The sequence below is a fragment of the Janthinobacterium sp. GW456P genome (genome assembly GCF_002127655.1).
In the GTDB taxonomy this organism is placed as follows: Bacteria; Pseudomonadota; Gammaproteobacteria; order Burkholderiales; family Burkholderiaceae_D; genus Janthinobacterium.
On record NZ_NEHB01000007.1, the window covers coordinates 125,153 to 148,145 of the forward strand.

Consider the following 22,993-nt stretch of genomic DNA (forward strand, 5'->3'; position numbering starts at 1 on the left):
GTGTAATTATTTTTAGATGATGTTGCTATGGCTATCTTTCCCTACGAAACTTACCACAAAAAATCCCCGGAACGCCAGTTTGCTGTCGAATTGCTATGCCCTGATTGATCAAAGCCAGCAATTAGCGAAGCAGACGTTTCAAAATGTGGTTTTTGCTGCAGGCATACAAACTATATTTGCATGCCTGCCGTTTTGCGGGTAGCGCTTACAGGTTGCGGTAGTGCGCCTGGACGCGTTGTAAATCTTCCGGCGTGTCCACGCCGGCGGCCGGGGCCGAGTCCGTGACATGCACGGCGATGGCGTAACCGTGCCACAACACGCGCAGCTGCTCCAGCGCCTCGATCGCTTCCAGCGGCGACGCGGACAATTGCGGATATTCTTGCAGGAAGGCATTGCTGTACGCATACAGGCCGATATGGCGCAGAGGAACGTAGCCTTGCGGCAGGTTTTCACGGGACTGGGCGAAGCCGTCGCGGTGCCAGGGGATGGTGGCGCGCGAAAAATACAAGGCGCGGTTTGCCTTGTCCAGCACGACCTTGACGACATTCGGATTGAAGGCCTCAAGCACGTCATGCAGCGGATGGGCGCACGTGGCCATGGGGACGGCCGAGCTGATCTGCGCCGCGCAGGCGGCCAGCAGGGCCGGATCGATCAGCGGTTCGTCGCCCTGCAGGTTGACGACGACGGCGTCCGGCGGCAACGCCAAGGTGCGCGCCACCTCGGCGATGCGGTCCGTGCCCGACGGATGGTCGCTGCGCGTCATGCACACTTCCACGCCATGCGCGGCGCAGGCGTCGCGGATGGATTCATGGTCGGTGGCGACGATGACGCGCGCGGCGCCAGCGAGCGCCGCCTGCTCGGCCACGCGCACCACCATGGGCTTGCCGCCCAGGTCAGCCAGCGGCTTGTTCGGCAGGCGCGTCGACGCCAGGCGGGCCGGGATGATGACGATAAACGCCATCGTTATTCCACTGCGTCTTGCAGGGTGCGCGCTTCGTCCGCCCACATGATGGGGATGCCATCGCGGATAGGATAGGCGAGGCGGTCGGCGCGGCAAATCAGTTCCTGCGCCTTCTTATCGTGTTCAAGCGGGCCCTTGCAAACAGGGCAGACCAGGATATCAAGCAGTCGAGCGTCCACGACATTTCTCCACAATTTGTTGGGCCAGCGCGCTATCGATGCGCGCACTGACGGGGACGACCCACAGTCTCGGGTCATCTTTGAGATATTCAATTTGCGCACATTTTACTGCATCCTTCTCGGTGATCAAGATCACATCCGTGTCGAGTGCCGCAAATGGCTGGTCGAGAAAGTCGTGATGGTCGGGCAAGGGCAGTTCCGCGAAGTCCAGTCCGGCCCCGCGCAGCATGGCAAAGAAGCGCCCGGGGTTGCCGATGCCAGCCGCCGCCACGATGCGCCGGCCACTGGCCGCCAGGGTTGCAAGCGTCATGCGTTCGCTGCGGTCTGTCAGGCGTTCGGCCAGGCCGCCATCGAGCCGCATCTGTACCACCAGGCCGCCCTTGGGCGCGACCTTGTCCACCAGCGCCGGCGCCAGCGCGGACGCATTGATCACCGTCACGTCGCGCCGGCGACGCGGCGATTCGCGCAGCGGGCCAGCCGGCAGCAGCCAGCCATTGCCCGCGCCGCGGCCGTCGAACAGCACGATTTCCACGTCGCGCCGCAAGGCGTAATGCTGCAAGCCGTCGTCCGTCACCAGCACGTCGACGTCCGGGTGCGCGGCCAGCAGCGCCCTGCCCGCTTGCGCACGGTCGCGTCCCACCATCACGGGACAGCCGCCGCGCTGGAAGATCAGCAGCGGCTCGTCGCCCACCTGCTGCGGCGTGGAGGTGGCGGTGACGGCGCGCGGCGAACGGTCGGCGCTGCCATGGCCGCGCGAAATCACGCCCGGGCGCATGCCCGCGTCGCGCAAGGCTTGCACCAGCCAGATCGTCAGCGGCGTCTTGCCGGTGCCGCCGATAAAGATATTGCCGACGACGACGACGGGCACGGGCAGGCGCGCCGATGTCAGGATGTTTGCCCGGTACAAACCGCGCCGCACGGCGCTCAGGGCGCCGAACAACAGGGAGACAGGCCACAGCGCGCACGCCAGCGGCCCGCGCGTCAGCCAGGCGCGGGTCAATCTGGTTTCAAGCTTGGCGGGGGAGGATGTGGGCATGGGGGAAGACATAAAAATGGTGTAGGTCGGATGAGCCGCGCCGCCAGGCGCAGCGTAATCCGACATGCTCGGCTGCGGCTTGTGTCGGCTTACGCCGTTCCGGCCAAGCCGACCTACGGGTCTGCTGATTACTTGCCGCCCGCCTGCGCCGCAAACGTCAGCTTTTCATAGCCGGCCAGGCGCGCCGCTTCCATGACGTGGATGACCATCTGATGCATGGCGAACTGGTCGGCATTGACCACCACCACAGGCGTCTGCGCGGGCGGCTTGCCGCCGTTGGCCGCCTTGGCCGCGTTCTGCAGGGCGTCGGCCAGGCCGGCCACGTCGCGGAACGATATGGGTTCGCGGTTGACCGTGTAATTGCCCTTGGCATCGACGGTGACGTCGATCTGCTGCGGCTTCTCCTTGGCCTGCTCGGCGTCGGCCGTCGGCAAGGTGATCTGCAACTCCGTAAACTTGCTGTAGGTGGTGCTGACCATCAGGAAGATCAGGATCACCAGCAGCACGTCGATGAAGGGGATCAGGTTGATTTCGGGGTCTTCACGCCCCTTGCCTTTGCGGAAGTTCATTTGCGGCCACTGTGGACGATGTCGACGAACTTGACCGCTTGCTGCTCCATGTCAATGACGAAGCTGTCGACGAGGGCGCGGAAGTGGCGATAGAAGACCAGGGTCGGCATGGCGATGGCCAGGCCGAAGCCCGTGTTATACAGCGCCACCGAAATACCGTGGGCCAGCTGGGCGGGATTCGAGCCGCTGGCGTTTTGCGAGCCGAAGATTTCGATCATGCCCACCACCGTGCCGAACAGCCCCATCAGCGGCGCCAGGGTGGCGATGGTGCCCAGGGTCGTCAGGAACCGCTCCAGCGTGTGGGCCACGCCGCTGCCGGCCTCTTCGATCGATTCCTTCATCACCTCGCGCGGCGCGTCGACATTGCGCAAGGCGGCGGCCAGCACCACGCCCAGCGGCGAATTGTCTTCCAGCTTGGCCACCGTATCCGGCGTGATCTTGCCGCTGCGATATACCTGCACCACTTCATCGAACAGCTTGCGGGGCAGTATCTTGGCGCGTCGCAAATACAGCAGGCGCTCGATGATCAGCGCCAGGGCGACGATGGAAGCGATTAACAACAGCCAGATGGGCCAGCCAGCGGCTTGAAATATAGCGAGCAAAAGAAACTCCTGATAAAGGGAAGGCGATGGACCGCCCGGACAGCCTGTATTGTACCGAGCGCCGAAGACCGATGGTACGTGCGCGCAGGAATGGCGCAATGTAGCGCGTTGCCGCCCCGGCGGCAAGTGGCGCCTGCATGTGCCCTTATCCACACCACGCGGCGGGCCGGTGCTCCAGCGCACAGTTTTGCACATTTTATGTGGATAAGATTGTGAGCAAGCATGAAGTCCATCATACAAGCCATTGATTTATATGAAGATTATCATGCTGCGCAAAATACAGGCATAGCAGCTTATCGACAGTAGTCAATGTCAATAAGTTAATACTTGCGGAGTTCTGCACATTTACTGTGGACAAGATTGTGCGCAAAGCCGTGAAATTGAATTAAGCCATTGATTTTAAAGGAAATTAATTCAATGAGTAAAAAAGTGGCAACCGGTGCGCAATCGGCGGCAGATGGAGCGTCAAAGTTCTGCACACAATCTGTGGACAAGATTGTGCGCAAGCGCACAGATAAGCGCTAAGTACATTGATTTATATCGTTTTTATTGCCCTGCATAAAAATGTAGCAAGGGCTGGAAAGCACGGTTTTCAGCATCACATTTCACTGCAAAAAGGCAGTTTTCCACGGCGAACGCAGTTTCACACATAAAGTGTGGATAAGATTGTGAGCAAGCCGATTGACTCCATGCAAGAGCATTGATTTTAAAGGAGTTTTTTTTGATGCTGAAAAATAAGGCAGCGCAAGCGCCTGATCGCGCCGTGGAAAACGCCCGGAAAAGACGAAACGGTTTATGCGGTTTTGCACATATTCTGTGGATAAGATTGTGAGCAAGGCGCACGGTCGAACGCTAGACCCTTGATCTATATGGCTATTTTTATGCTGCGTAAAATTCAGGCAAGCCATGCCATGGGCATTCCAGTGGATAAATCCGCTGCTGTGCGCGAGTTCTGCACATTTTTTGTGGATAAGATTGTGCGCAAGACCATGCATGGCATACTAAGCGCTTGATTCCTATGCACTTTATTTCCATGCGCAAAAATGTAGCAAGGCACTTTTATCGCTCAATCAGGGCCTGCCCGGCCATGTTTGTCCAAGGCAAAAAGTTCCGCACACTTTCTGTGGATAACTTTGTGCGTAAGTGGCAGGGGCTGCACTGATGTGCTTGATATTAAAGGATTTTTTCCCTGTGCATGCAAATCAGGCACACGGGAATTCATCATAAAATCAATTACTTAGAAATAGAACTTGTTGTTTTGCACGATATATGACATAAGCATGACCTCGCCGATAATATGTGGACAGTTCCTTTCCCGCTCCCCGCTTTATGATGACAGACACCCCGACTGACAGCGGCTTTGCCGCCCCGCCCGTGCTGACCGTCAGCGCCCTGAACCAGGCCGTCGCGCGCCTGCTCGAGCGCTCGTTCCCCCTGACCTGGATCGCCGGCGAGATTTCCAACTTCACGCGCGCCGCCTCCGGCCACTGGTATTTCACCCTGAAGGATGACGGCGCCCAAGTGCGCGCCGTGATGTTCCGCGGCCGCGCCCAGTACGCGGGTTTCACGCCGCGCGAAGGCGACAAGGTGGAAGTACGCGCCCTCGTCACCCTGTACGGCGCGCGCGGCGATTACCAGATCAACGTGGAAGCCATCCGCCGTGCCGGCGTGGGCGCCCTGTACGAAGCGTTCCAGCGTCTGAAGGAAAAGCTGGCCGCGCAAGGCCTGTTCGACCAGGAACGCAAACGCGCCATCCCCATGTTCGCGCGCAGCATCGGCATCGTCACCAGCCCGCAGGCGGCCGCCCTGCGCGACGTCCTGATCGCGCTCAAGCGCCGCGCGCCGCATGTCAACATCATTCTGTATCCGACGCCCGTGCAGGGCCAGCAGGCGCCGGAAAAGATCGCACAAGCGATCCGCACGGCATCTAGCAGGGCCGAGTGCGACGTGCTGCTGGTATGCCGTGGCGGCGGCAGCATCGAGGATTTATGGTCGTTCAACGATGAAGCCGTGGCGCATGCGATCGCCGACTGTTCCATGCCCGTGATCAGCGGCGTGGGCCACGAGACGGATTTCACCATCGCCGACTTCGCGGCCGACCTGCGCGCGGCCACGCCGACGGCGGCGGCCGAACTGGCGGCCACGCCGCGCGCCGACTGGATGGCCTCGCTGCGCGCCGACGCGACGGACTTGCGCCGCNATGGTCGTACAACGATGAAGCCGTGGCGCATGCGATCGCCGACTGTTCCATGCCCGTGATCAGCGGCGTGGGCCACGAGACGGATTTCACCATCGCCGACTTCGCGGCCGACCTGCGCGCGGCCACGCCGACGGCGGCGGCCGAACTGGCGGCCACGCCGCGCGCCGACTGGATGGCCTCGCTGCGCGCCGACGCGACGGACTTGCGCCGCGCCATGCGCCGCCGCCTCGACGACGCGGCGCAAACGCTGGACCGCCACAGCCGCCGCCTGCTCAACCCGAAGGCGCAGCTGCGGCAGCAGCGCCTGCAGCTGCTGGCCCTGTCCACGGCCATGACGCATGCGGCGCGCGCGCCCGTCAACCAGGCGCAGTACGCGCTGGAACGCCTGCGCTCGCGCTGGGCCAGCCTGCGGCCCGACGTGTCGGTAGCACGCACGCGCCTGATGGAGGCGCAACGCCGCAACGGCGCGGCCATGGCGCAGCAGCTGGGCCAGCGGCGCCACCGCCTCGACGGCCTGGCGGCGCAGCTGGAACTGCTGAACCCACAGCGCACCCTGGAGCGCGGCTATGCCATCCTGCGCGATGAAAAAGGTGCCATCGTGCGCTCGCCGGCGCAGCTGCGGGCGCGCCAGAACCTCAACGTGCGCCTGGCCGAAGGCAGCGCGCAGATCGGCATCGCCAGCGTGCAAGCAACTCTGGAATAAGCGCTGGAATAAAAAAGGCCGGGGAAGCTCCCCGGCCCAACACCTTCCCCTACTGAGTGGACTGCTACTGCAACTGCTCTTTCACACTACCCCATCAAAACTTCATCGACACGCGCGCGCCGAACGTGCGCGGCGCGTTGTAGAAGGCGCCGTAGATCTGCTGCGTCGGCTGGCACGGCATGCCCACGTCCGTGCAGATTTCATTGACGTCCAGCTTGACCGCCTTGTCGGTGGCGTTCTGCACGAACGCTTCCACCGTGTACGCCTTGTTCGCCGGCTGGAAGCGCAGGCTCAGGTCCAGGGTCGTGTAGGCTTCCTGGCGCTTGACGCCCGCATGGCCAGGCACATCGCCGTTGAACGCACCCGCGCCCACATACGACATGGTTTCATAATGCACCGAGGCGCGCGGCGTGAGCTGGCCGCCGCCGACCGCGAAATCATGCTCGTACTGGACGGTCGTGGAAAACTTCGGCGCGTGCTTCATGGTGCTGCCGCCCACGTTCACCAATGGCGCCGTCGAGCCGCACACTTGCCCATTCGCGCGCGCCGCGTCGACGTCGCACGACATGAAGTCGTCATACACGGCCTTGAGCCAGGTGGCGTTGCCCGTCAGGCGGTCGACCTTGGTTGGCCGCCACACCCATTCCGCTTCCAGTCCCTTGACGGTGGCGCCGGCCGCATTGAAGTTGGCCAGCACGCTGTTGACCACCTGCGATTCGAGCTTGTCCTTGTACTTCATCAAAAACGCGTCGAGGTTCAGGGTCAGTTCGCGGTTCAGCAAGTCCGACTTGAAGCCGATTTCATAACTGGTCAGTTTTTCCGGCTTGGTGGTGGCGCCGCCGTCGCCGATGGCGGGCGAATGGAAGCCCGTCGTCACGGAACCGAACAGCAAAATATCGGGACGCAGCTTGTACTCGATGCGGCCCAGCCAGGTGGCCTGGCCGTATTTCAGGTCGGCCGTGTTGTCGCCCGGCGTATTGCCGCAGGTGGCCGCCGTGATGGCGCCGCCGGGGCCGATATTGTGCGTGTTGGCCAGGCCCGTGCCCGGCGTGACGAGCTGCGCCATCTGGTCGGGCGTGAGCACGGTGGTGCCCAGCGGCGTGTTGGCCGGCCAGTTCGGGCAAGCCCAGTTCTTGCCGCCGACGTCGAATTTATGGTCTTTCGTGTAGCGGGCGCCGGCCGTCAGCTTGACCTGGTCCGTCAACTGCTGGCTGACCTGGCCGAACACGGCTTTCGATTTGAGCTGGCGGTCGCCCTGGATGAAGGACATGGACGAGGCATACTGGCCGACGGTGGGCTGCACGAAGATCACGGCGCCGTTGGCGATATCCTGCTGCACGGCGGCCTGCGAAATCTGGCTGCGGTCGATATCGAAGCGCACCTTGTTCTTTTCATTGAAGAGGAACAGGCCGGCCACCCACTGGAATGGCGCGTCGTCGTCCGAGCGCGCCTGCAGCTCGTGCGAATAGCTGTCGAACTGTGCCCAGTCGGTGCGGTTTTCCGACTTGAAGCCGGGGAACAGGCCCGCATCGGCGTCATTGCTGTTCTGGCGCTTGTAGCGGCTCCAGCTGCCCAGGTAAGTGAAATCGAGCGCGTCCGTCGGCTTGTAATTGAGCTTGCCCTTGTAGGTCAAGATCGACTGGTCCAGGGTGCCCGGCGTGTCGATCAGGGCCGAGCGCAGCTTCTCGCCGGGCTTGGGTTCGGCCGCCAGGTAGACGTTGCCCGCGCCCTGGTCGAGGAAGTAGTCGGCAATAAAAGTGCCGCGCAGCTGCGGTGTGAATTTCCACAGCAGCGAGGCGCGCACGCCCATCTGGTCGCCGGCGCCATACTTGGCCGTGCCCGGCATGACATTCGAGCCGCGGCGGAAATCGACCGTGCCGTCATGGCTATCCTTGATGGCGGCGATGCGCAGCGCCACGTCGTCGGACAACGGAATGTTGAGCATGCCCTGCGTCTGCAGGTGGCGGTAGTCGCCCACGGTGATGCCGGCCGAACCCATGAACTTGGCCGTGCTCGGCGCGGCCGAGACGAGGTTGACGGCGCCGGCCGTCGAATTGCGGCCGTTCAGGGTGCCCTGCGGTCCGCGCGCCACCTCGACGTGGCTCAAGTCGTACATCAGCGCCGTGGCGCCCTGGGGACGCGGCGAATACACGCCATCGACATAGAAGGCGACGGCCGGGTCGCCCAGTTCCGTGTGGTTGGCCGAGCCGACGCCGCGCATGTAGACGTGCACGCCGCCCGAGTCGCCATGCTGCTCGACGACGAGGCTGGGCACCATGGTGGCCAGCGACGCCAGATCCTTGACCTGATTGTTTTGCAGGGTGTCCTGGTTGAAGGCGGTGACGGCCAGCGGCGTCTCCTGCACGAAGGTATTGCGGCGCGTGGCCGTGACGACGATGCGGTCCATCTGTTCGGCTGCCGGTTTTGCCGCGTCCGTGGCTGCAGCCTCCTGGGCCATGGCGGCGCCGCTGCCCAGCAAGATGAACTGGGCGAAGGTCGCATGCGCCAGGCTGAGGGCGATGGTAGTGCGTTTGAGCTGTTGCATTGTTGTTGTCTCCTGTACCGCTGGTTGATTGATGATCACATAGCTCTTTGGCTATTGCTGCACATTTTTTGGGTGTCAATCTGAAGTCATGTCGCCTCCGTGCGGGGTCAATGGGTGGCCACGGCGCGCCCGGCCGTGTCGAACAGAAAGGCGTGGCCTTCTTCCGGTGCGAAGCCGATGGCGCTGCCCTGCGCCAGCGCGTGGCGCGCCTCGCCATGCAGCTTGATGGCCACCGCATGCGGGCCGCCGTCGATGCGTCCATCGAGCGTCGCGTGGATGATCTGCGCGTCGCCCAGTTGTTCGATCAAGGTGACGATGGCGCCATAGCCTTCATCGCGCGGCACCAGGCGCAGGTGTTCGGGGCGTATGCCGACCAGCATGCCGGCCGCGCCACCGAGCTGGCTGGCCAGCGCGGGAACGGCGGCACACGGCAGAAAGTTCATGCGCAGCGCGCCGATGAAGCCGGCCACGAACTGGCTGGCCGGATGGCGGTACAGGTCCAAAGGCGCCCCCACCTGCTCCAGGTGGCCGCCGTGGAAGACGGCGACCCTGTCGCCCAGGGTCATGGCCTCGACCTGATCGTGGGTGACGTAGATCATCGTCGTGCCCAGCTCCTGGTGCAGCTTGGCCAGCTCAATGCGCGTCTGCACGCGCAAGGACGCATCGAGGTTGGACAGCGGCTCGTCGAACAAAAACACCTTGGGCTGGCGCACGATGGAGCGGCCAATGGCCACGCGCTGGCGTTCGCCGCCCGACAAGGCCTTGGGTTTACGGTCGAGCAGGTGCGTGATCTGCAAAATCTCGGCCACCTTGCCGACGGCGGCGCGTACCTCGGCTTCCGGCTGGCCCGCCAGTTTCAAGGCAAAGCCCATGTTGTCGCGCGCCGTCATGTGCGGATACAGGGCGTAGCTCTGGAAGACCATGGCGATGCCCCGCTCGGCCGGCGCCACGTCGTTGGCCAGCAAGTCGCCGATGCGCAGCTGGCCCGCGCTGATGTCCTCCAGTCCCGCGATCATGCGCAGCAGGGTCGACTTGCCGCAGCCGGACGGTCCGACGAAGACCATGAATTCGCCGTCATGGATGTCGAGGTCCAGGCCCTTGACGATTTCCGGGCCGTCGCCGTAGGTCTTGCGGATGCCGCGCAGCGAAATGGCGGCCATGTCAGTGCGCCTCCGCCAGGGCTGCAGCGTGGGACGCGCGCAGCGCGGCGATGAAATCGCGGTACCACAGGGCGCTGTCCTTGAAGCTGCGCTGCTGCGTGGCGTAGTCGACGTACAGCATGCCGAAGCGCTTGGCGTAGCCGGAATTCCACTCGAAGTTGTCCATCAGGCTCCAGTAGAAATAACCGCGCACGTCGATGCCCTGCGCGATCACGGCGCGCAGGGCGTCCAGGTGCAGCCGCACGTACTCGATGCGCGGCGCATCGTGAATCTTGCCGCCGACGGGCTTGTCGGCCACGGCCATGCCATTTTCCGTGATGTAGATGGGCGGCAGCCGGTATTCGCGGTGCAAGCCCACGAGCAGCTCCGTCAAGCCTTGCGGATAGGTTTCCCAGCCCATGTCGTTGACGCCGAGCTTGCATTCGGGCTTGCGAGGCGGCGTCTCGGCGCTCATGAAAGCGCGCGTGTAGTAGTTCACGCCGAGGAAATCGATGGGCTGCTTGATATCTGTGAAATCGTTTTCAAAGATGGACAAAGCTTGAGCGTCGGCGTGTTTCAGAGCCAGCGCCGGGTAGCGGCCCTTGAAGATGGCGTCCATATACCACTGCACCGAGCGCGCATATTCGAGTTCGGCCAGTTCGCGGTCTTGCGCGCTGTCGGTGGCCGGCGTGGCCGTCCATTGATTGAGCACGATGCCCAGCTTCGCTGGCGCGTTCACCGTGCGCATCGCCTGCATGGCCAGCCCGTGCGACAGCAGCAGGTGGTGCGATACCTGCACGGCGGCGGCGGGGTCGGCCATGCCTGGGGCGAACTGGCCCGTGCCGTGGCCCAGCACGGCCGTGCACCACGGTTCGTTGTGCGTGGCGATACTGGCGACCTTGTGGCCGAAGCGGCGTGCCACCTCGGCCGCGTAGGCGGCGAAGTGATAGCAGGTGGCGCGGTTGAGCCAGCCGCCCTCGTCCTGCAAGGCTTGCGGCAAGTCCCAGTGGTACAGGGTCAGGTGCGCATCGAGTCCCTTGGCGGCCAGGGCGTCGAGCAGGCGCGCATAAAAGTCAAAGCCCGCCTCGTTCCAGGCGCCGGAACCCGTGGGCTGCACCCTCGACCAGGACATGGAAAAGCGGTAGGCGTTCACGCCCAGGCTGGCGATCAGCTCCACGTCATCAAGGTAGCGGTGGTAGTGGTCGCAAGCCACGTCGCCATTGCTGCCATCGATGATCTTGCCGTCCGTGTGGCTGAAGGTATCCCAGATGGACGGGCCGCGGCCGCCGATGGCGGCGGCGCCCTCGATCTGGTAGGCGCTGGTGGCCACGCCCCAAGTGAAGGTGGCGGGAAAGCTGGTGTCGGTATCGTCGTTATGCATGGTGGTCATGTCAGTGTGAGGGGTTGAGATAAATGTGTGGATCAGCCTTTGACGGCGCCTTGGGTCAGGCCCTCGATCAGGCGCTTGGAGGCGACAAAAAACATCAGCAAGAGCGGCAGCACGGCGATCGCGGCGCCCGTCATCAGGGCGCCCCACTCCGTGTTGTTCGGCGCCTGCATGCTGCGCAGGGCCAGCGGGATCGTGTAGTTCTCGACCGAGCGCATGACGACCAGCGGCGTGATGAAATTGTTCCAGGAATTGATGAAGGTGATCAGGCCCAGGGTGCCCATCGCGGGGCCGATCAGCGGCAGCACGACGCGCCAGTAGATGGCGAATTCGCCGCAGCCGTCGATGCGCGCCGCCTCGATCAGATCCTTCGGGATGGCCGTGCCGATGTACTGGCGCATGAGGAAAATCCCCAGCGCGCCGGCCGCTCCCGGCACGTACAGGGCGCGCGGCTGGTCCAGCCAGCCGAAGAAATCCATCAGCATGAAGGTCGGGATCATGTTCATGAAGGACGGAATGATCATCGAGGCCATCACCAGCGTGAACAGGGGCCGCTTGAAGCGGAACTCGTACATGGCGAAGGCATAACCGCCCAGCGAACAGAAGAACAAGGTCAGGATGGTCGTCATCAGGGCCACGTACAGGCTGATGCCGATATTGCGCCAGAACGGCAGGCGCTCCTGCAGCAGTTCCAGGTTGTGCAGCAGGGCCGTGCCGAACCAGCGCGGCGGCGGCAGGCTGTAGATCTCGGCGCTCGTATGGGTGGCGAAGACGAACATGAAGTAGAACGGCGCGACCATGATCGCAGCGCCGATGGCCACCATGGCGTAGGCCGTCCAGCGGGTGCTGGCCGCGCTGGCGCGGCGGTTTGTCAATGCGCTCATTTGGCCTCCTTGCGTTCATGCCGTTCATTGCGGCTGAAGATGCGGTTATTGACCCAGGTGGTGCTGGCGATGATGAGGAACAGCAGCCAGGAAATGGCCGACGCCGTGCCGAAGTCGCCCGAGGAAAACGCCGTCTTGTAGACAAAGATGGCCGTCGTCATCACGGACTGGCTCACGCCGCTCGATTCGGCCACCAGCACGAACGGTTCCTCGAACAGCTGCAGATTGCCCATGATGGTCAAGGTGACGGCCAGGTAGATCATGGGGCGCAGCTGCGGCAGGGTGATGTACCAGAATTGCTGGCGTTTCGAGGCCCCGTCGATGGTGGCCGCCTCGTACAGATCCTTGGGGATCACCTGCAGCGCGGACAAATACAGCACCAGGTTCCAGCCCAGGTAGCGCCAGAAAATCACGAAGGCGACGGCCGGCTTGATGAACAGCGAGCTGCCCAGCCAGTCGATCGATTCGGCGGGGAACAGGCCACCGATTAACGGCAGGCTGGCGCACCAGCCGAGCAGCACATTGATCTGCCCATAGTCGCGCGAGAACAGGGTGTTGAAGACCATGGCGATGGCCACGCTGGAGGTGATGAACGGTAAAAAGTAAATGCCGATCACCAGGTTGCGCGAGCGCTTGAAGCTGTTGTGGATGAACGCTGCCAGCGGAATGGCCACCAGGTGCTGCGGCACGCCCGAGGCCAGCGCCAGCCACACGGTATTGCCCAGCGAGCGCAAAAACCACGGGTCGCTCAAGGCGTATTTGTAGTTGTCCAGGCCCACCCACTGCATCGCTTCCACGCCGCTGGCCGCTTCCCACTGGTTGAACGACAAGTAGATGGAAAACAGCAGCGGGAACAGGCTGAAGACGGCGAACAAAATGAAGAAGGGGCTGATGAACAGATACGGCGCCCACTGTTTCATGTTGTAGCGTTTTTTGGCCGGCCGCGCCGGGATGGACCCGGTTTCGGCGCATGGCATGGTCGTATTCATGCTGCTTCCTAGCGCCGCGCGCGGTGAGTGATCAGGGCCTTGGCGTCGGCCAGCGCCGTTTTGATATCCTTGTTTTGCGCCAGCACGCTTTCCAGTTCCATGTTGACGATATCGCGCGCCACGGCGTCGAACTTGTCGACGCGGATGACGGGAATCTTCGCCGCCGTGTCGCGCGCCAGCAAGCGCGTCTTCTGGCCGCCGAAGTACGCTTGCGGCTCGTCCATCATGGGGTCCGCATACGCCGCCTTCAATGCGGGGAAGGCGCCGATCTCTTTGAGCGAATGCAGCTGGATATCCTTGTTGACGGTCATGAACTTGATGAATTCCCACGCCTGGGTTTTATTCGCGGCCTTTTTCGGGATGCCGTAGAACGAGCCGCCGTACGATGCCAGCGCGCCGGCCGGCAAGTTGGCCGCGCGCCACTGGCCGGACGACGCCGGCGCCAGCCACTTGGCCAGGTGGCCGCTGAGCCAGGAACCCATCATCTGGCTGGCCACCTTGTCGCGTTTGAATCCTTCAGCCCACTCGCCCGTCCAGGCCACGGTGCGCGCATCAATGCCGGCCACGCGCGCCGCCTTGGCCAGCTCGAAGGCCTTGACGAAACGGGGCGAGTCGACCAGCACCTGGCCCTTGTCGCCAAAATAGATGCCTTCGCCATCTTTTAAGTTTGCGCGGATAACGATGTCGGCCAGGTCGCTGGCGCCGGCCAGCAGATAGGTGCCGGTGGCGGCCTTGAGCTTCTTGCCGGCGGCGATATACGATTCCCACGAAGCCGTCAGATCGCTTTCCTTGATGCCCGCCTTGTCCATCAAGTCCTTGCGGTAGAACAAGGTGCCCGGCCCCAGGTCGGCCGGCATGGCGCCCAGGGTGCCGCGCGAACTGGTCGCCTGCACGAAGGTGAACGGCACGAACTGGGCGCGGTACTGCCCTGCGCCGTATGGTGCCTGCAACAGGTCTTCCATGCCCTTCGATTCGGCGAAGCTGCCCACGTAGCGGAAATCGATGGCCATCACGTCGGGCAGGCGCGCGCCGGCCGCCAGCGCCGTCGTCATCGAGTTGTGGTGGTCGTCGATCTGCAGGCTGACCAGCTTGACCTTTACTTGCGGATACAGCTTTTCCCACAGGGGCAAGGCCGTCTTGACGGCGCGGTCCAGGTCGGGAAACGAGGCGACGGTGATGGTGGCGGGGGCCAGCGGTGGCAGTGGTGCCGCGGGCGGGGCGGCGGCGGCCACGCCTGCGGCCAGGGTCAACGCGGCCAGCGGGGCGGCGCGAAGGATGCTTGACTTCATTATTTCATCTCCGTTTATTGAGCGTCTTCTATCTTGAAAACGTTTTCACAACATGTGTCCATTTAACACCGCAAAGAAAATCAAGTCAACCGAAAAAGTTGTCATTTTTATTGAGGGTGGTATCGCAAGCGGTATGCCGTGGGGTGCGTTCGCCTATGAGAAAGGCGGAAATATGGACCGTTGGACGCGCTGTTGTTTTTTGTGAAAACGTTTTCAAGCATAGGTCGGATTAGCGCGCCAGCGCGTAATCCGACGTGCACGGCCAACAATATGTCGGGTTACGCCCGCAGGGCTAACCCGACCTACGGGGCCGTGGCCATTTATGGTAATCTTTCGATGAAAAGGTTTTCAGAGCACTGACGACCAGCCATCTTGACACCCAGGAACCGCCTTGAACGATAGCGCCCACGCTGCCCCCCCTTCCACCCTGCTCGACGTGGCCCGCCAGGCCGGCGTGTCGCCCAGCACCGTCTCGCGCATCCTCAATGGCACGGCCAGAGTGTCCGACGACAAGCGCGACGCCGTGCTGGCGGCCATCGCGCACATGAAATTCGCGCCGAACCAGATGGCGCAGGGCTTGAAAAAAGGCCGCTCGATGACCATCGGCATCGTGGTGCAGGATATTTCCAGCCCCTTCTTCGATGAAAGCCTGCGCGGCGTCGACGATGGGCTGAAGGACACGGGCTACGCGTCCGTCATCGTCAGCGGGCACTGGAATGCGCAGGAAGAAGCGGACCGTATCCGCCTGCTGCTGGCGAGAAAAGTTGACGGTATCATCCTGCTGTCGGGGCGCATCTCGGACGAGAGCGTGCTCGACTTTTCGCAGCAGCGGCCCATCGTCTCGACGGGCCGTGCGCTGGCGACCAAGAGCGCCATCGGCTTCAAGCTCGACAACGAATACGGCGCCTACCTGGCCGTGCGCCACTTGATCGAACTGGGCCACCGGCGCATCGCGTTTGTGGCCGGCCCCGCCAACAACACGGATGCGGCCGAACGTCTGACGGGCTACCAGCGCGCGCTGCGCGAAGCGGACATTCCCATCGACCCGAAGCTGATGGCGGAAGGCGATTTCCACGAGGCAAGCGGGATGCTGGCCATGAACCATTTGTTCGATACGCAGCAGCAGTTCAGCGCCGTCTTCGCCGCCAACGACCTGTCCGCCTATGGCGTGCGCCTGTGTTTGTACCGCAAGGGCATCCGCGTGCCCGACGATATCTCGCTCGTCGGCTTCGATGACTTGCCCGGCTCCTCCTACACGACGCCGCCGCTGACGACCATCCACCAGCCCTTGTACGACATCGGCCGCATCGCCACGGAAGCGCTGCTGGGACTGATCAATGGCGAAGCCGTGCAGGCGGCCATCCCGCCTTTGGCGCTGATCGTGCGCGAAACCACGCGGCGCATCAGATAGCGTCCGCAGCGGAGAGCATGGCGCCCGATTCAGGCTAAACGAGAATCACTACGCCACCAGCATCCGCGACGCGTGCCGGAATCTGCAGCAATGGCGCATCCGCTTTACAATAGTGGCTCGTTCAGCAAGAATGCCTGCTTCAAGCAAGCTTGGCTCAACCGTCCGGCCGCAGGCCGGTAGACTCCGAATACTCACCACAAAGGGACATCACATGGAACATACTCTGCCACCACTGCCATATGAAATGGACGCTCTGGCGCCGCATATTTCGAAAGAAACCCTGGAATACCACTATGCCAAGCATCACCAGGCGTATGTCACCAACTTGAACAACCTGATCAAGGGTACCGAGTTCGAGAACCTGTCGCTGGAAGACATCATCAAGAAATCGTCGGGCGGCATCTTCAACAATGCGGCGCAAGTATGGAACCACACCTTCTACTGGAACGGCATGAAGCCGGCCGGCGGCGGCGCGCCTACGGGTGCCGTGGCTGATGCGATCAACGCCAAATGGTCGTCGTTCGACAAGTTCAAGGAAGAATTCACCAAGTCGTGCGTGGGCAACTTCGGTTCGGGCTGGACCTGGCTGGTGCAAAAAGCCGACGGTTCCGTCGACATCGTCAACACCTCGAACGCCGGCTGCCCGCTGACCACCGGCGACAAGCCGCTGCTGACCTGCGACGTCTGGGAACACGCTTACTACATCGACTACCGCAACCTGCGCGCCAAGTACGTGGAAACGTTCTGGGGCCTGGTCAACTGGGACTTCGTTGCCAAGAACTTCGCCTAAGCGCGGAACCTTGTCAACGTAGGGCGAAAAGAAGCCTGCGCCACCCCGCGCAGGCTTTTTTTTGCCTGCTGAAAGGCACGGCGCTGCGCTACAATCACTGCCCCGCCACCGCTATCTCCCTCTGCCACGATGTCCGCTCGCCTGCTGCGCCGCCTGTTGATGTTGCCCCTGCTGGCGTGCCACCTGCACGCGTGCGCAGCCGCCCCGTCTCCCCTGCTGTCCGACTACACCCACAATGCCTGGGGCGCCTTGCAAGGCGCGCCCGTCGACGTGCTCAAATTCGCCCAGGGCAAGGATGGCTGGCTGTGGATCGCCACGGCCACCGGCTTGTACCGCTACGATGGCGTGCGCTTCGAGCGCGTCGACAGCGTCTACGGCCACCGCCTGCCGTCGAGCAATGTGCTGGGCCTGGCCACGCCGCCGGACGGCGCCGTGTGGGTCGGCTACCGCCTCGGCGGCGTCAGCGTCTTTCGCCCCGATGGCGTGCGCACGTACCGCGAGGCGGACGGCTTGCCGCCGGGCGCCGTGTTCCATATCGAGGTAGCGCCAGACGGCGCCATCTGGGTCGGCACGCGCGATGGCGCGGCGCGCCTGGCGCCGGGCGCGGACCGCTTCGTCGCGCAGGCCGCCAACGTGGGCCTGCCCGACAAACGCGTCTACCAGATCCTGTTCGGGCGCGATGGCACGCAGTGGATGGGCACCATGCTTGGCGCCTATTTCCGCAGGCCGGGCGAGACGCGCTTTTCCCATGCCTGGCCGCGCACCATCCTCACCAGCATGGATGAAGCGCCCGATGGCGCCATCTGGGCCGTCGACGCGCAAAGCAATTACTATCGCGTGCGCACCAGCGCGCCGCGCGGCGATGCGCCCATCCTGCCCGACGCCAGGGGCAACAGCATCCGCTTCGACCGCGCCGGCACCATGTGGCTGATGCAGCCCGATGGCATCGAACGCAAATTCGACCCTTCCGGCCCCAGCCTGCCGGCCCAGCGACTGACCCTGCAGAACGGCATCAGCGGCCCGCTGCCGCAAACCTCGTTCCAGGACCGCGAGGGCAATCTATGGTTCGGCACCTCGACTGGCCTGGACCGGCTGCGGCCGAACCGCCTGAAAACCTTGTCCGTCGCCGTGCCCTTCGACCATCCCGGCATGCTGGCGGGACCCGACGGCGACGTGTGGATCGGCGACTACGTGAGCGACGTGCGCAGCTTCACGGCCGATGGCGTCAAGAAGGTGGAATTGAAAGGCGCGCTGGCGGCCAGCCACTGGGCGCCCGACGGCACGCTATGGCTGGGCAACGAGCAGGAGCTGCACCATCGCGCGCGCGACGGCACGATGACGCGCGTGCTGGCGCCCGTGCTGGGACTCGATCCGCAAGCGCTGCAGCAGGACCGCTCGGGCGCCCTGTGGGCCTCGTTTTCCGGCGGCGGCCTGTTTCGCCTGAGCGAAGGAAAATGGAGCGCCAACGGCGGCCTGTCCGGCCTGCCGACGGTGCTGACCACGGCCATGGCGATGGATGGCGCCGGCACCGTCTGGCTGGGGCATGCCGACAATACGGTAAGCCTGGTGGCCGATGGCCAGCGCGCGGGCGCCGTCAGGCGGCTCGGCGCGGCCGAGGGCTTGCAAGTGGGCACCGTGCTGCAGCTGTACCGCGATGGCGAGGCGATGTGGGCCGGCGGCGAAAACGGCGTGGCCCTGTACCGCGCCGGACGCTTCCACACCTTGCGCGGCGCGCGCGGCGACACCTTCCGTGGCGTGTCGGGCATCGTGCGCCTGCCGGACGGCGACCTGTGGCTGCATGGCGCCGACGGCATCGCCCATATCGGCGCGGCCAGCCTGGCCGCGTGGATGCAGGACGGCAGCGCCGTCGCCGCGGAACGCTTCGACGCGCTCGACGGCTTGCAGGGCCATGCTTCGCAGCTGCGCCCGGTGCCGTCGCTGATCCATGCGCCCGATGGCAAGCTGTGGTTTTCCACCTCGGCCACCATCGCCATGCTCGACCCGCTGCATATCCGCCGCAACGCCCTGCCGCCCCCCGTCCACATCCACAGCCTGCTGGCCGATGGCAAGGCCTACCCGACGCGGCCCGGCCAGCCTTTGTCCCTGCCGCAAGGCAGCAAGAGCCTGCAGATCGGCTTCACGGCGCTGAGCCTGTCGATGCCGGAACGCGTGCGCCTGCGCTACCGGCTGGCGGGCGTGGACGCCGGCTGGCAAGAGGCCGTGGGGCGCCGCGAAGCGTACTACACCAACCTGGCGCCCGGCAGCTACCGCTTCGAGGTCATGGCGGCCAACGAAGACGGCGTGTGGAACACGCAGGGAGCCAAGCTCGACATCGCCATCGCGCCCGCCTTCGTGCAGACGCCGTGGTTCGTCGTGCTGCTGGTGCTGGGCGCCGCGCTGCTGCTGTACGGCGGCTATGTGCTGCGCATCCGCCACCTGACGCGCAATATGCAGGAACGGCTGCAGGAACGCTTGCAGGAGCGCCTGGCCGAACGCTCGCGCATCGCCCGCTCGCTGCACGACACCCTGCTGCAAAGCGTGCAGGGCCTGATCCTGTCGTTCCATGCGCATGCGGACATGCTGCCCAAGGGCACGCGCGAACGGGCGCGCCTCGACGGCACCCTGAACCTGGCCGACCAGTTGCTGATCGAAGGCCGCGACCAGATCATGGACTTGCGCGCCTCGGCCGAACCGGACGAACTGCGGCTGGCGCTGCAGCAATTCGGCAAGGGCCTGGCCGAGCACCGCGCGCACGCCTTCAGCGTACACGTCAGCGGCACCTGCCGGCGCCTGCAGCCGCGCGTGCATGACGAAGTCTATGCCATCGCGCGCGAAGCGCTGTTCAACGCCTCGCGCTATGCCGAGGCGGCAAACATCGTGCTGGAACTCGACTATGCGGAGCAGGCATTCACCCTGCGCGTGCGCGACGACGGCTGCGGCCTCGATGACGCCGTGGCGCAGGCGGGCCAGCGGCCCGGCCACTGGGGGCTGGTCGGCATGCGCGAACGCGCCGCCGGCATCGGGGCCAGCCTGCGCATCGACAGCCGGCCCGGCGCCGGCACGCAGGTCGACGTGAGCGTGCCGGGCTGCCTGGCCTACTGACGGCGCTGGCGGCGCTGACCGAACACGCCTGCAAGCGTCTGCGGCCTGGAGAGAAAATGTTATACGATGCGCAAGAGCGCTGTCTTGCTCAACGATCCCGTTCCCACCACGTTCTGAAAGCCCGCCATGAAAAAATGCATCCTTGCCCTGCTCGTGCTTGCCTCCGGTTCCGCCTTCGCCAACTCGGCCTGCGACACGCCGCGCAACGACTTCGACGGCCTGTATTGCCTCAACAAGGTATACCAGGAAGCGGACAAGGAACTCAACGCCAACTACAAGACACTCGCCGCCAAGCTCGATGCCGGCGGCAAGCAAAAGCTGAAATCGGGCCAGCTGGCGTGGATCGCCAACCGCAACGACGCCTGCTCGAAACGCGAATCGTCGGGCTTCTATGTGAATCTCGATTGCGCCACCAAGACCACCATCGAACGCGCGCAATTCCTGCAGGACCGCGTGCGCGAATGCGTGAGCGCCGGCTGCCAGAACAGCAAACTGTGATGTAAGTCTGCGCCAGCGCAAACGGAAGCGGGCGGCAAGCGCCCATACTGGCCGCTCCGATGTTTCCCCGTTTGTGCCATGAACAAACTCATCGACATTTCCCTGTCCCGCTGGGACGCCGGCGGCAGCGCCGCGCAGCAGGCGGCGGCGCTGCAGGCACTCGAAGACGGGCAAGTCGTGCTGCTGCCCCGCCTGGGATTTTCCCTGCAACCGGAAGAGCATGCGCTGCTGAACGGCGTTGTGGGGAGTGCCAGCAGCGCCAAGAACATCAGCTGGGAACCGGCGCGCGGCGTGCGCGGCCACGGCGATGCCTGCGACGCGGCCGTGCTGGCCGCGCTGATGCAACGGTATGCGCAGCACACGCAGCGCTTGCTGGCCGGCTTGCTGCCCGGCTATGTTCCCCATCTGCAGCAAGGCAAGGGCAGCTTTCGCCCCGTAGAAATCGCCGGCCGGGTGACGTCCTGGCGCAAGGACGATACGCGCCTGCACGTCGACAGTTTCCCCTCCTCGCCCACGCAGGGCCGGCGCATCCTGCGCGTCTTCACCAACATCGATCCGCGCGGCGCGCCCCGCGTGTGGAAACTGGGCGCGCCGTTCGAACAGGTGGCGCAGCATTTTTTACCCCTTGCAAAGCGTCCGCAACCCGTGCTGGCGGCGCTGCTGCAATGGCTGCGCATCACCAAGTCGCAGCGCACGGCCTACGATCACTACATGCTGGAGCTGCACGACGCCATGAAGGCCGATCTCGATTACCAGGCGCAGGTGGAGCAATACACCCACGCATTCGCGCCGGGCCAGACGTGGATCGTCTTCAGCGACGCCGTATCGCACGCGGCCCTGCGGGGACAGCATGCGCTGGAACAAACCTGGCTGCTGCCCGTGCGCGCCATGGCAGCGCCGCACAAGTCGCCGCTGGCCATCCTCGAGCGCCAGTTGCAACGGCCGCTGGCCTAGCCTGATTTGATCTGGCCAGGTCTGGCCAGACCTCACGCCCCGATAAAAGCGGACTCAGGCCGGCAAGCGGACCGCCTTGAAGCGCCGCCAGGCCTTGTGCATGCGGCCATCGCTGCCGTCCGCCTGCGCGCGCGCCGCCAGATAGCCGCGCACGAAGGCCGCGTGCAGCCGTAGCCCGTCCTGTACGGACTGGTCAGCCTGGCCGGCCTTGTCGGCCTGAACCTCGGGCAATTGCTGCAACAGCCGGTCGGCCACCTGCACATCGTTGAGCCAGCCCAGTTCATCCTGCAAGGCCGACAAGCGTCCCACATACGGTTTCACGGCCCGGCCCGCAAACAGCGAGGCAAAAAATTCCGTCGCATAGCGCGTCTTCTTGGCCGCGATGCGCACCTGGTGGCGCTGCTGCGGCGTGGCATGCAGCAGGCGCTTGCCGCGCTTCATCAGGCGGCGCTGGTCCTTGCGCAAGGTGGCGCGGGCAAACGGCGAGACGCGCGCATCGAGGCGCCGCAATTGGCGCGCGGAACAGCCGTCGCGCCAGGCGCGCGCCTGCAGCCAGCGCTGCAAGCCCAGCATGCAAGCCGTGTAGCGCGCCGAGGTGACGGCCTGGGCGGCTTGTTGGTGCTTGAGCCGCGCCTGCGCGTGCGCCGCCTGTGCCAGCGCCGCCGCATCGGCCTGCGCTTCGCCGTCGAGCTGTGCCAGGGTATTGCCAGCGAGTACATCCCAGTCGCGCGCCTCGCCCAGCGCGCCGCCCAGCCAGTCGAGTTCGGCCTTCAAGGCGTCCGGCAAGGCCAGCAGGGACTTGAACATGCCCAGCGCCGAGCGCAAGCGGCGCAGCCCCACGCGCATCTGGTGCACGCTTTCCACATCCTCGCCCGCCGCCACGCCATCCTGGTTGCCGCTGACCTGTTCCAGGCAATTGCCGGCGATGGCCACAAACACCTGCTCCACCGACATGGCCGCGTCCAGCGCCAGCGCTTGCGCCTTGACGGCTTGCAAGGGGTGCGATGCCGCCAGCCGGTAACCGCGTTCCGCCTTGCTCATGTGGCCCAGCTGCAGCGGCACATCCTGCAGCAGCGCCAGCGCCACGTCGAACAGGCTGGCCGCTTGCCCTTGCTTCAATTCCAGTTCGACCTCGCTGACGGGCACGCTGCGCGCGGCCCCGTCCGTGCCGCTTTCAATGACACCCTGGTCCAGCACGCATTCGATCTGGTCGCCCTGCGGCGTGCGCAGCTGCCAGACGGTGCGCTCGATGCGCGTGGTAAACACGGGTTGCAAGGCGTCGCGGACGGCGTCCCGGCGCAGCAGCGCGCGGACGGGCTGCTTGCGGCCGATGGCCGAGTCGAGCGCGGCCAGATCCGGCTGCGGCCCCGGCACGTCGCCTTCCCATTCGTGTCGGCTGTGCAAGCCGCCGTTGACGGTGCCGCCCGCCTTCAGCGTCTGCACCCAGTGCCCGTCCACCTGGCGCACGCGCAAGCCTGCATGGTGGCGGCACAGCTGCAAATCGGGCGTATCGACATAGATATCGTGCATCTGCAGCACCTGCACCTCTGCTTGCGCAGTCTGCGCCAAGAGCGGGTGGGCGCGCAGGCGGGGCGCGTCTTGCGGCGCCAGCAGCAATTTCAATTCGATTTCCATGTCCGCTCCTTGCGCGATTCCTGAACGCCCATTGTAAGGCGCGTCGCGCCGCGCGCAAGGCGCACGCACGCACACCTTGATTTTGCGCCAAAATAGGCGATTCATTTACAAGGAGTCGCC

20 protein-coding genes are annotated in these 22,993 nt (G+C 64.2%); 8 read left to right on the top strand and 12 right to left on the bottom strand.

From position 1 onward, the window contains the following. Window positions 1–205: 205 nt before the first annotated feature. The 5 genes from kdsB to CBW66_RS09100 all read right to left on the bottom strand — a co-directional run bounded on the left by kdsB (window position 206) and on the right by CBW66_RS09100 (window position 3,347). Window positions 206–961, bottom strand: coding sequence for a 3-deoxy-manno-octulosonate cytidylyltransferase (gene kdsB / locus CBW66_RS09080; protein WP_086138827.1), 756 nt, complete (start codon window positions 959–961; stop codon window positions 206–208). 2 nt (window positions 962–963) lie between these two features. After that, window positions 964–1,140, bottom strand: coding sequence for a Trm112 family protein (locus CBW66_RS09085; protein WP_010395789.1), 177 nt, complete (start codon window positions 1,138–1,140; stop codon window positions 964–966). Next, on the bottom strand, window positions 1,121–2,176 hold the full coding sequence (gene lpxK, locus CBW66_RS09090; RefSeq protein WP_086138828.1) for a tetraacyldisaccharide 4'-kinase: 1,056 nt from the start codon (window positions 2,174–2,176) through the stop codon (window positions 1,121–1,123). The genes CBW66_RS09085 and lpxK overlap by 20 nt, the downstream gene beginning before the upstream one ends. Window positions 2,177–2,304: 128 nt before the next feature. After that, window positions 2,305–2,745 (bottom strand): biopolymer transporter ExbD, encoded by a 441-nt coding sequence (locus CBW66_RS09095; RefSeq protein ID WP_086138829.1) that lies wholly within the window; start codon window positions 2,743–2,745, stop codon window positions 2,305–2,307. After that, complete coding sequence (locus CBW66_RS09100) at window positions 2,742–3,347, bottom strand: MotA/TolQ/ExbB proton channel family protein (protein ID WP_070224614.1); 606 nt, start codon at window positions 3,345–3,347, stop codon at window positions 2,742–2,744. The genes CBW66_RS09095 and CBW66_RS09100 overlap by 4 nt, the downstream gene beginning before the upstream one ends. A gap of 881 nt (window positions 3,348–4,228) precedes the next feature. On the opposite strand from CBW66_RS09100, the gene CBW66_RS29675 reads away from it, so the two are divergent. The 3 genes from CBW66_RS29675 (at window position 4,229) to CBW66_RS09110 (ending at window position 6,250) form a co-directional block, all read left to right on the top strand. Beyond that, window positions 4,229–4,360: a hypothetical protein gene (locus CBW66_RS29675; protein WP_268992652.1), complete on the top strand. Its 132-nt coding sequence runs from the start codon at window positions 4,229–4,231 to the stop codon at window positions 4,358–4,360. 316 nt (window positions 4,361–4,676) lie between these two features. Next, on the top strand, window positions 4,677–5,606 hold the full coding sequence (gene xseA / locus CBW66_RS09105; RefSeq protein WP_301178832.1) for an exodeoxyribonuclease VII large subunit: 930 nt from the start codon (window positions 4,677–4,679) through the stop codon (window positions 5,604–5,606). Beyond that, the gene (locus CBW66_RS09110) at window positions 5,570–6,250 is read left to right on the top strand and encodes an exodeoxyribonuclease VII large subunit (RefSeq protein ID WP_172402963.1); all 681 of its coding nucleotides are present in this window, start codon (window positions 5,570–5,572) and stop codon (window positions 6,248–6,250) included. Before xseA ends, CBW66_RS09110 begins: the two co-directional genes overlap by 37 nt. A 94-nt stretch (window positions 6,251–6,344) precedes the next feature. Here CBW66_RS09110 and CBW66_RS09115 read toward each other — a convergent pair whose 3' ends face one another. The 6 genes from CBW66_RS09115 to CBW66_RS09140 form a co-directional block, all read right to left on the bottom strand. Then, window positions 6,345–8,795, bottom strand: coding sequence for a TonB-dependent receptor (locus CBW66_RS09115; protein WP_086138257.1), 2,451 nt, complete (start codon window positions 8,793–8,795; stop codon window positions 6,345–6,347). A 107-nt stretch (window positions 8,796–8,902) separates the two neighbouring features. Further along, complete coding sequence (locus CBW66_RS09120; protein WP_086138256.1) at window positions 8,903–9,955, bottom strand: ABC transporter ATP-binding protein; 1,053 nt, start codon at window positions 9,953–9,955, stop codon at window positions 8,903–8,905. Window position 9,956: 1 nt separating this feature from the next. Continuing rightward, window positions 9,957–11,324 (bottom strand): GH1 family beta-glucosidase, encoded by a 1,368-nt coding sequence (locus tag CBW66_RS09125; protein ID WP_086138255.1) that lies wholly within the window; start codon window positions 11,322–11,324, stop codon window positions 9,957–9,959. 32 nt (window positions 11,325–11,356) lie between these two features. Then, entirely contained in the window at window positions 11,357–12,205 is an 849-nt protein-coding gene (locus CBW66_RS09130; protein ID WP_086138254.1) for a carbohydrate ABC transporter permease, read from the bottom strand. Beyond that, complete coding sequence (locus CBW66_RS09135; protein WP_086138253.1) at window positions 12,202–13,194, bottom strand: carbohydrate ABC transporter permease; 993 nt, start codon at window positions 13,192–13,194, stop codon at window positions 12,202–12,204. The genes CBW66_RS09130 and CBW66_RS09135 overlap by 4 nt, the downstream gene beginning before the upstream one ends. A gap of 8 nt (window positions 13,195–13,202) precedes the next feature. Further along, window positions 13,203–14,483: an extracellular solute-binding protein gene (locus CBW66_RS09140; protein WP_086138252.1), complete on the bottom strand. Its 1,281-nt coding sequence runs from the start codon at window positions 14,481–14,483 to the stop codon at window positions 13,203–13,205. Window positions 14,484–14,874: 391 nt separating this feature from the next. On the opposite strand from CBW66_RS09140, the gene CBW66_RS09145 reads away from it, so the two are divergent. From CBW66_RS09145 to CBW66_RS09165, 5 genes are all read left to right on the top strand, one after another. Continuing rightward, a complete protein-coding gene (locus tag CBW66_RS09145; RefSeq protein ID WP_086138251.1) occupies window positions 14,875–15,894 on the top strand; it encodes a LacI family DNA-binding transcriptional regulator in 1,020 nt (339 codons plus the stop codon). Between the two features lie 211 nt (window positions 15,895–16,105). Beyond that, window positions 16,106–16,684: a superoxide dismutase gene (locus CBW66_RS09150; protein ID WP_076567501.1), complete on the top strand. Its 579-nt coding sequence runs from the start codon at window positions 16,106–16,108 to the stop codon at window positions 16,682–16,684. Between the two features lie 129 nt (window positions 16,685–16,813). Further along, a complete protein-coding gene (locus tag CBW66_RS09155; RefSeq protein WP_086138250.1) occupies window positions 16,814–19,786 on the top strand; it encodes a sensor histidine kinase in 2,973 nt (990 codons plus the stop codon). A 126-nt stretch (window positions 19,787–19,912) separates the two neighbouring features. Beyond that, window positions 19,913–20,284: a lysozyme inhibitor LprI family protein gene (locus CBW66_RS09160; protein ID WP_086138249.1), complete on the top strand. Its 372-nt coding sequence runs from the start codon at window positions 19,913–19,915 to the stop codon at window positions 20,282–20,284. 78 nt (window positions 20,285–20,362) lie between these two features. Next, a complete protein-coding gene (locus tag CBW66_RS09165; RefSeq protein ID WP_086138248.1) occupies window positions 20,363–21,238 on the top strand; it encodes a Kdo hydroxylase family protein in 876 nt (291 codons plus the stop codon). Window positions 21,239–21,292: 54 nt separating this feature from the next. On the opposite strand, the gene CBW66_RS09170 is transcribed toward CBW66_RS09165, so the two are convergent. Further along, the gene (locus CBW66_RS09170; RefSeq protein ID WP_170933126.1) at window positions 21,293–22,873 is read right to left on the bottom strand and encodes a CYTH and CHAD domain-containing protein; all 1,581 of its coding nucleotides are present in this window, start codon (window positions 22,871–22,873) and stop codon (window positions 21,293–21,295) included. Window positions 22,874–22,993: the final 120 nt, after the last annotated feature.

Excerpts from the sequence above, each read along its gene's own strand:
- kdsB (WP_086138827.1), bottom strand. The coding sequence starts at position 961 with ATGGCGTTTATCGTCATCATCCCGGCCCGCCTGGCGTCGACGCGCCTG.
- CBW66_RS09130 (WP_086138254.1), bottom strand. The coding sequence starts at position 12,205 with ATGAGCGCATTGACAAACCGCCGCGCCAGCGCGGCCAGCACCCGCTGG.
- CBW66_RS09165 (WP_086138248.1), top strand. The coding sequence starts at position 20,363 with ATGAACAAACTCATCGACATTTCCCTGTCCCGCTGGGACGCCGGCGGC.
- CBW66_RS09125 (WP_086138255.1), bottom strand. The coding sequence starts at position 11,324 with ATGACCACCATGCATAACGACGATACCGACACCAGCTTTCCCGCCACC.
- CBW66_RS09095 (WP_086138829.1), bottom strand. The coding sequence starts at position 2,745 with ATGAACTTCCGCAAAGGCAAGGGGCGTGAAGACCCCGAAATCAACCTG.
- CBW66_RS09170 (WP_170933126.1), bottom strand. The coding sequence starts at position 22,873 with ATGGAAATCGAATTGAAATTGCTGCTGGCGCCGCAAGACGCGCCCCGC.
- CBW66_RS09155 (WP_086138250.1), top strand. The coding sequence starts at position 16,814 with ATGTCCGCTCGCCTGCTGCGCCGCCTGTTGATGTTGCCCCTGCTGGCG.
- lpxK (WP_086138828.1), bottom strand. The coding sequence starts at position 2,176 with ATGCCCACATCCTCCCCCGCCAAGCTTGAAACCAGATTGACCCGCGCC.
- CBW66_RS09115 (WP_086138257.1), bottom strand. The coding sequence starts at position 8,795 with ATGCAACAGCTCAAACGCACTACCATCGCCCTCAGCCTGGCGCATGCG.
- CBW66_RS09160 (WP_086138249.1), top strand. The coding sequence starts at position 19,913 with ATGAAAAAATGCATCCTTGCCCTGCTCGTGCTTGCCTCCGGTTCCGCC.
- CBW66_RS09150 (WP_076567501.1), top strand. The coding sequence starts at position 16,106 with ATGGAACATACTCTGCCACCACTGCCATATGAAATGGACGCTCTGGCG.
- CBW66_RS29675 (WP_268992652.1), top strand. The coding sequence starts at position 4,229 with ATGCTGCGTAAAATTCAGGCAAGCCATGCCATGGGCATTCCAGTGGAT.
- CBW66_RS09135 (WP_086138253.1), bottom strand. The coding sequence starts at position 13,194 with ATGAATACGACCATGCCATGCGCCGAAACCGGGTCCATCCCGGCGCGG.
- CBW66_RS09120 (WP_086138256.1), bottom strand. The coding sequence starts at position 9,955 with ATGGCCGCCATTTCGCTGCGCGGCATCCGCAAGACCTACGGCGACGGC.
- CBW66_RS09140 (WP_086138252.1), bottom strand. The coding sequence starts at position 14,483 with ATGAAGTCAAGCATCCTTCGCGCCGCCCCGCTGGCCGCGTTGACCCTG.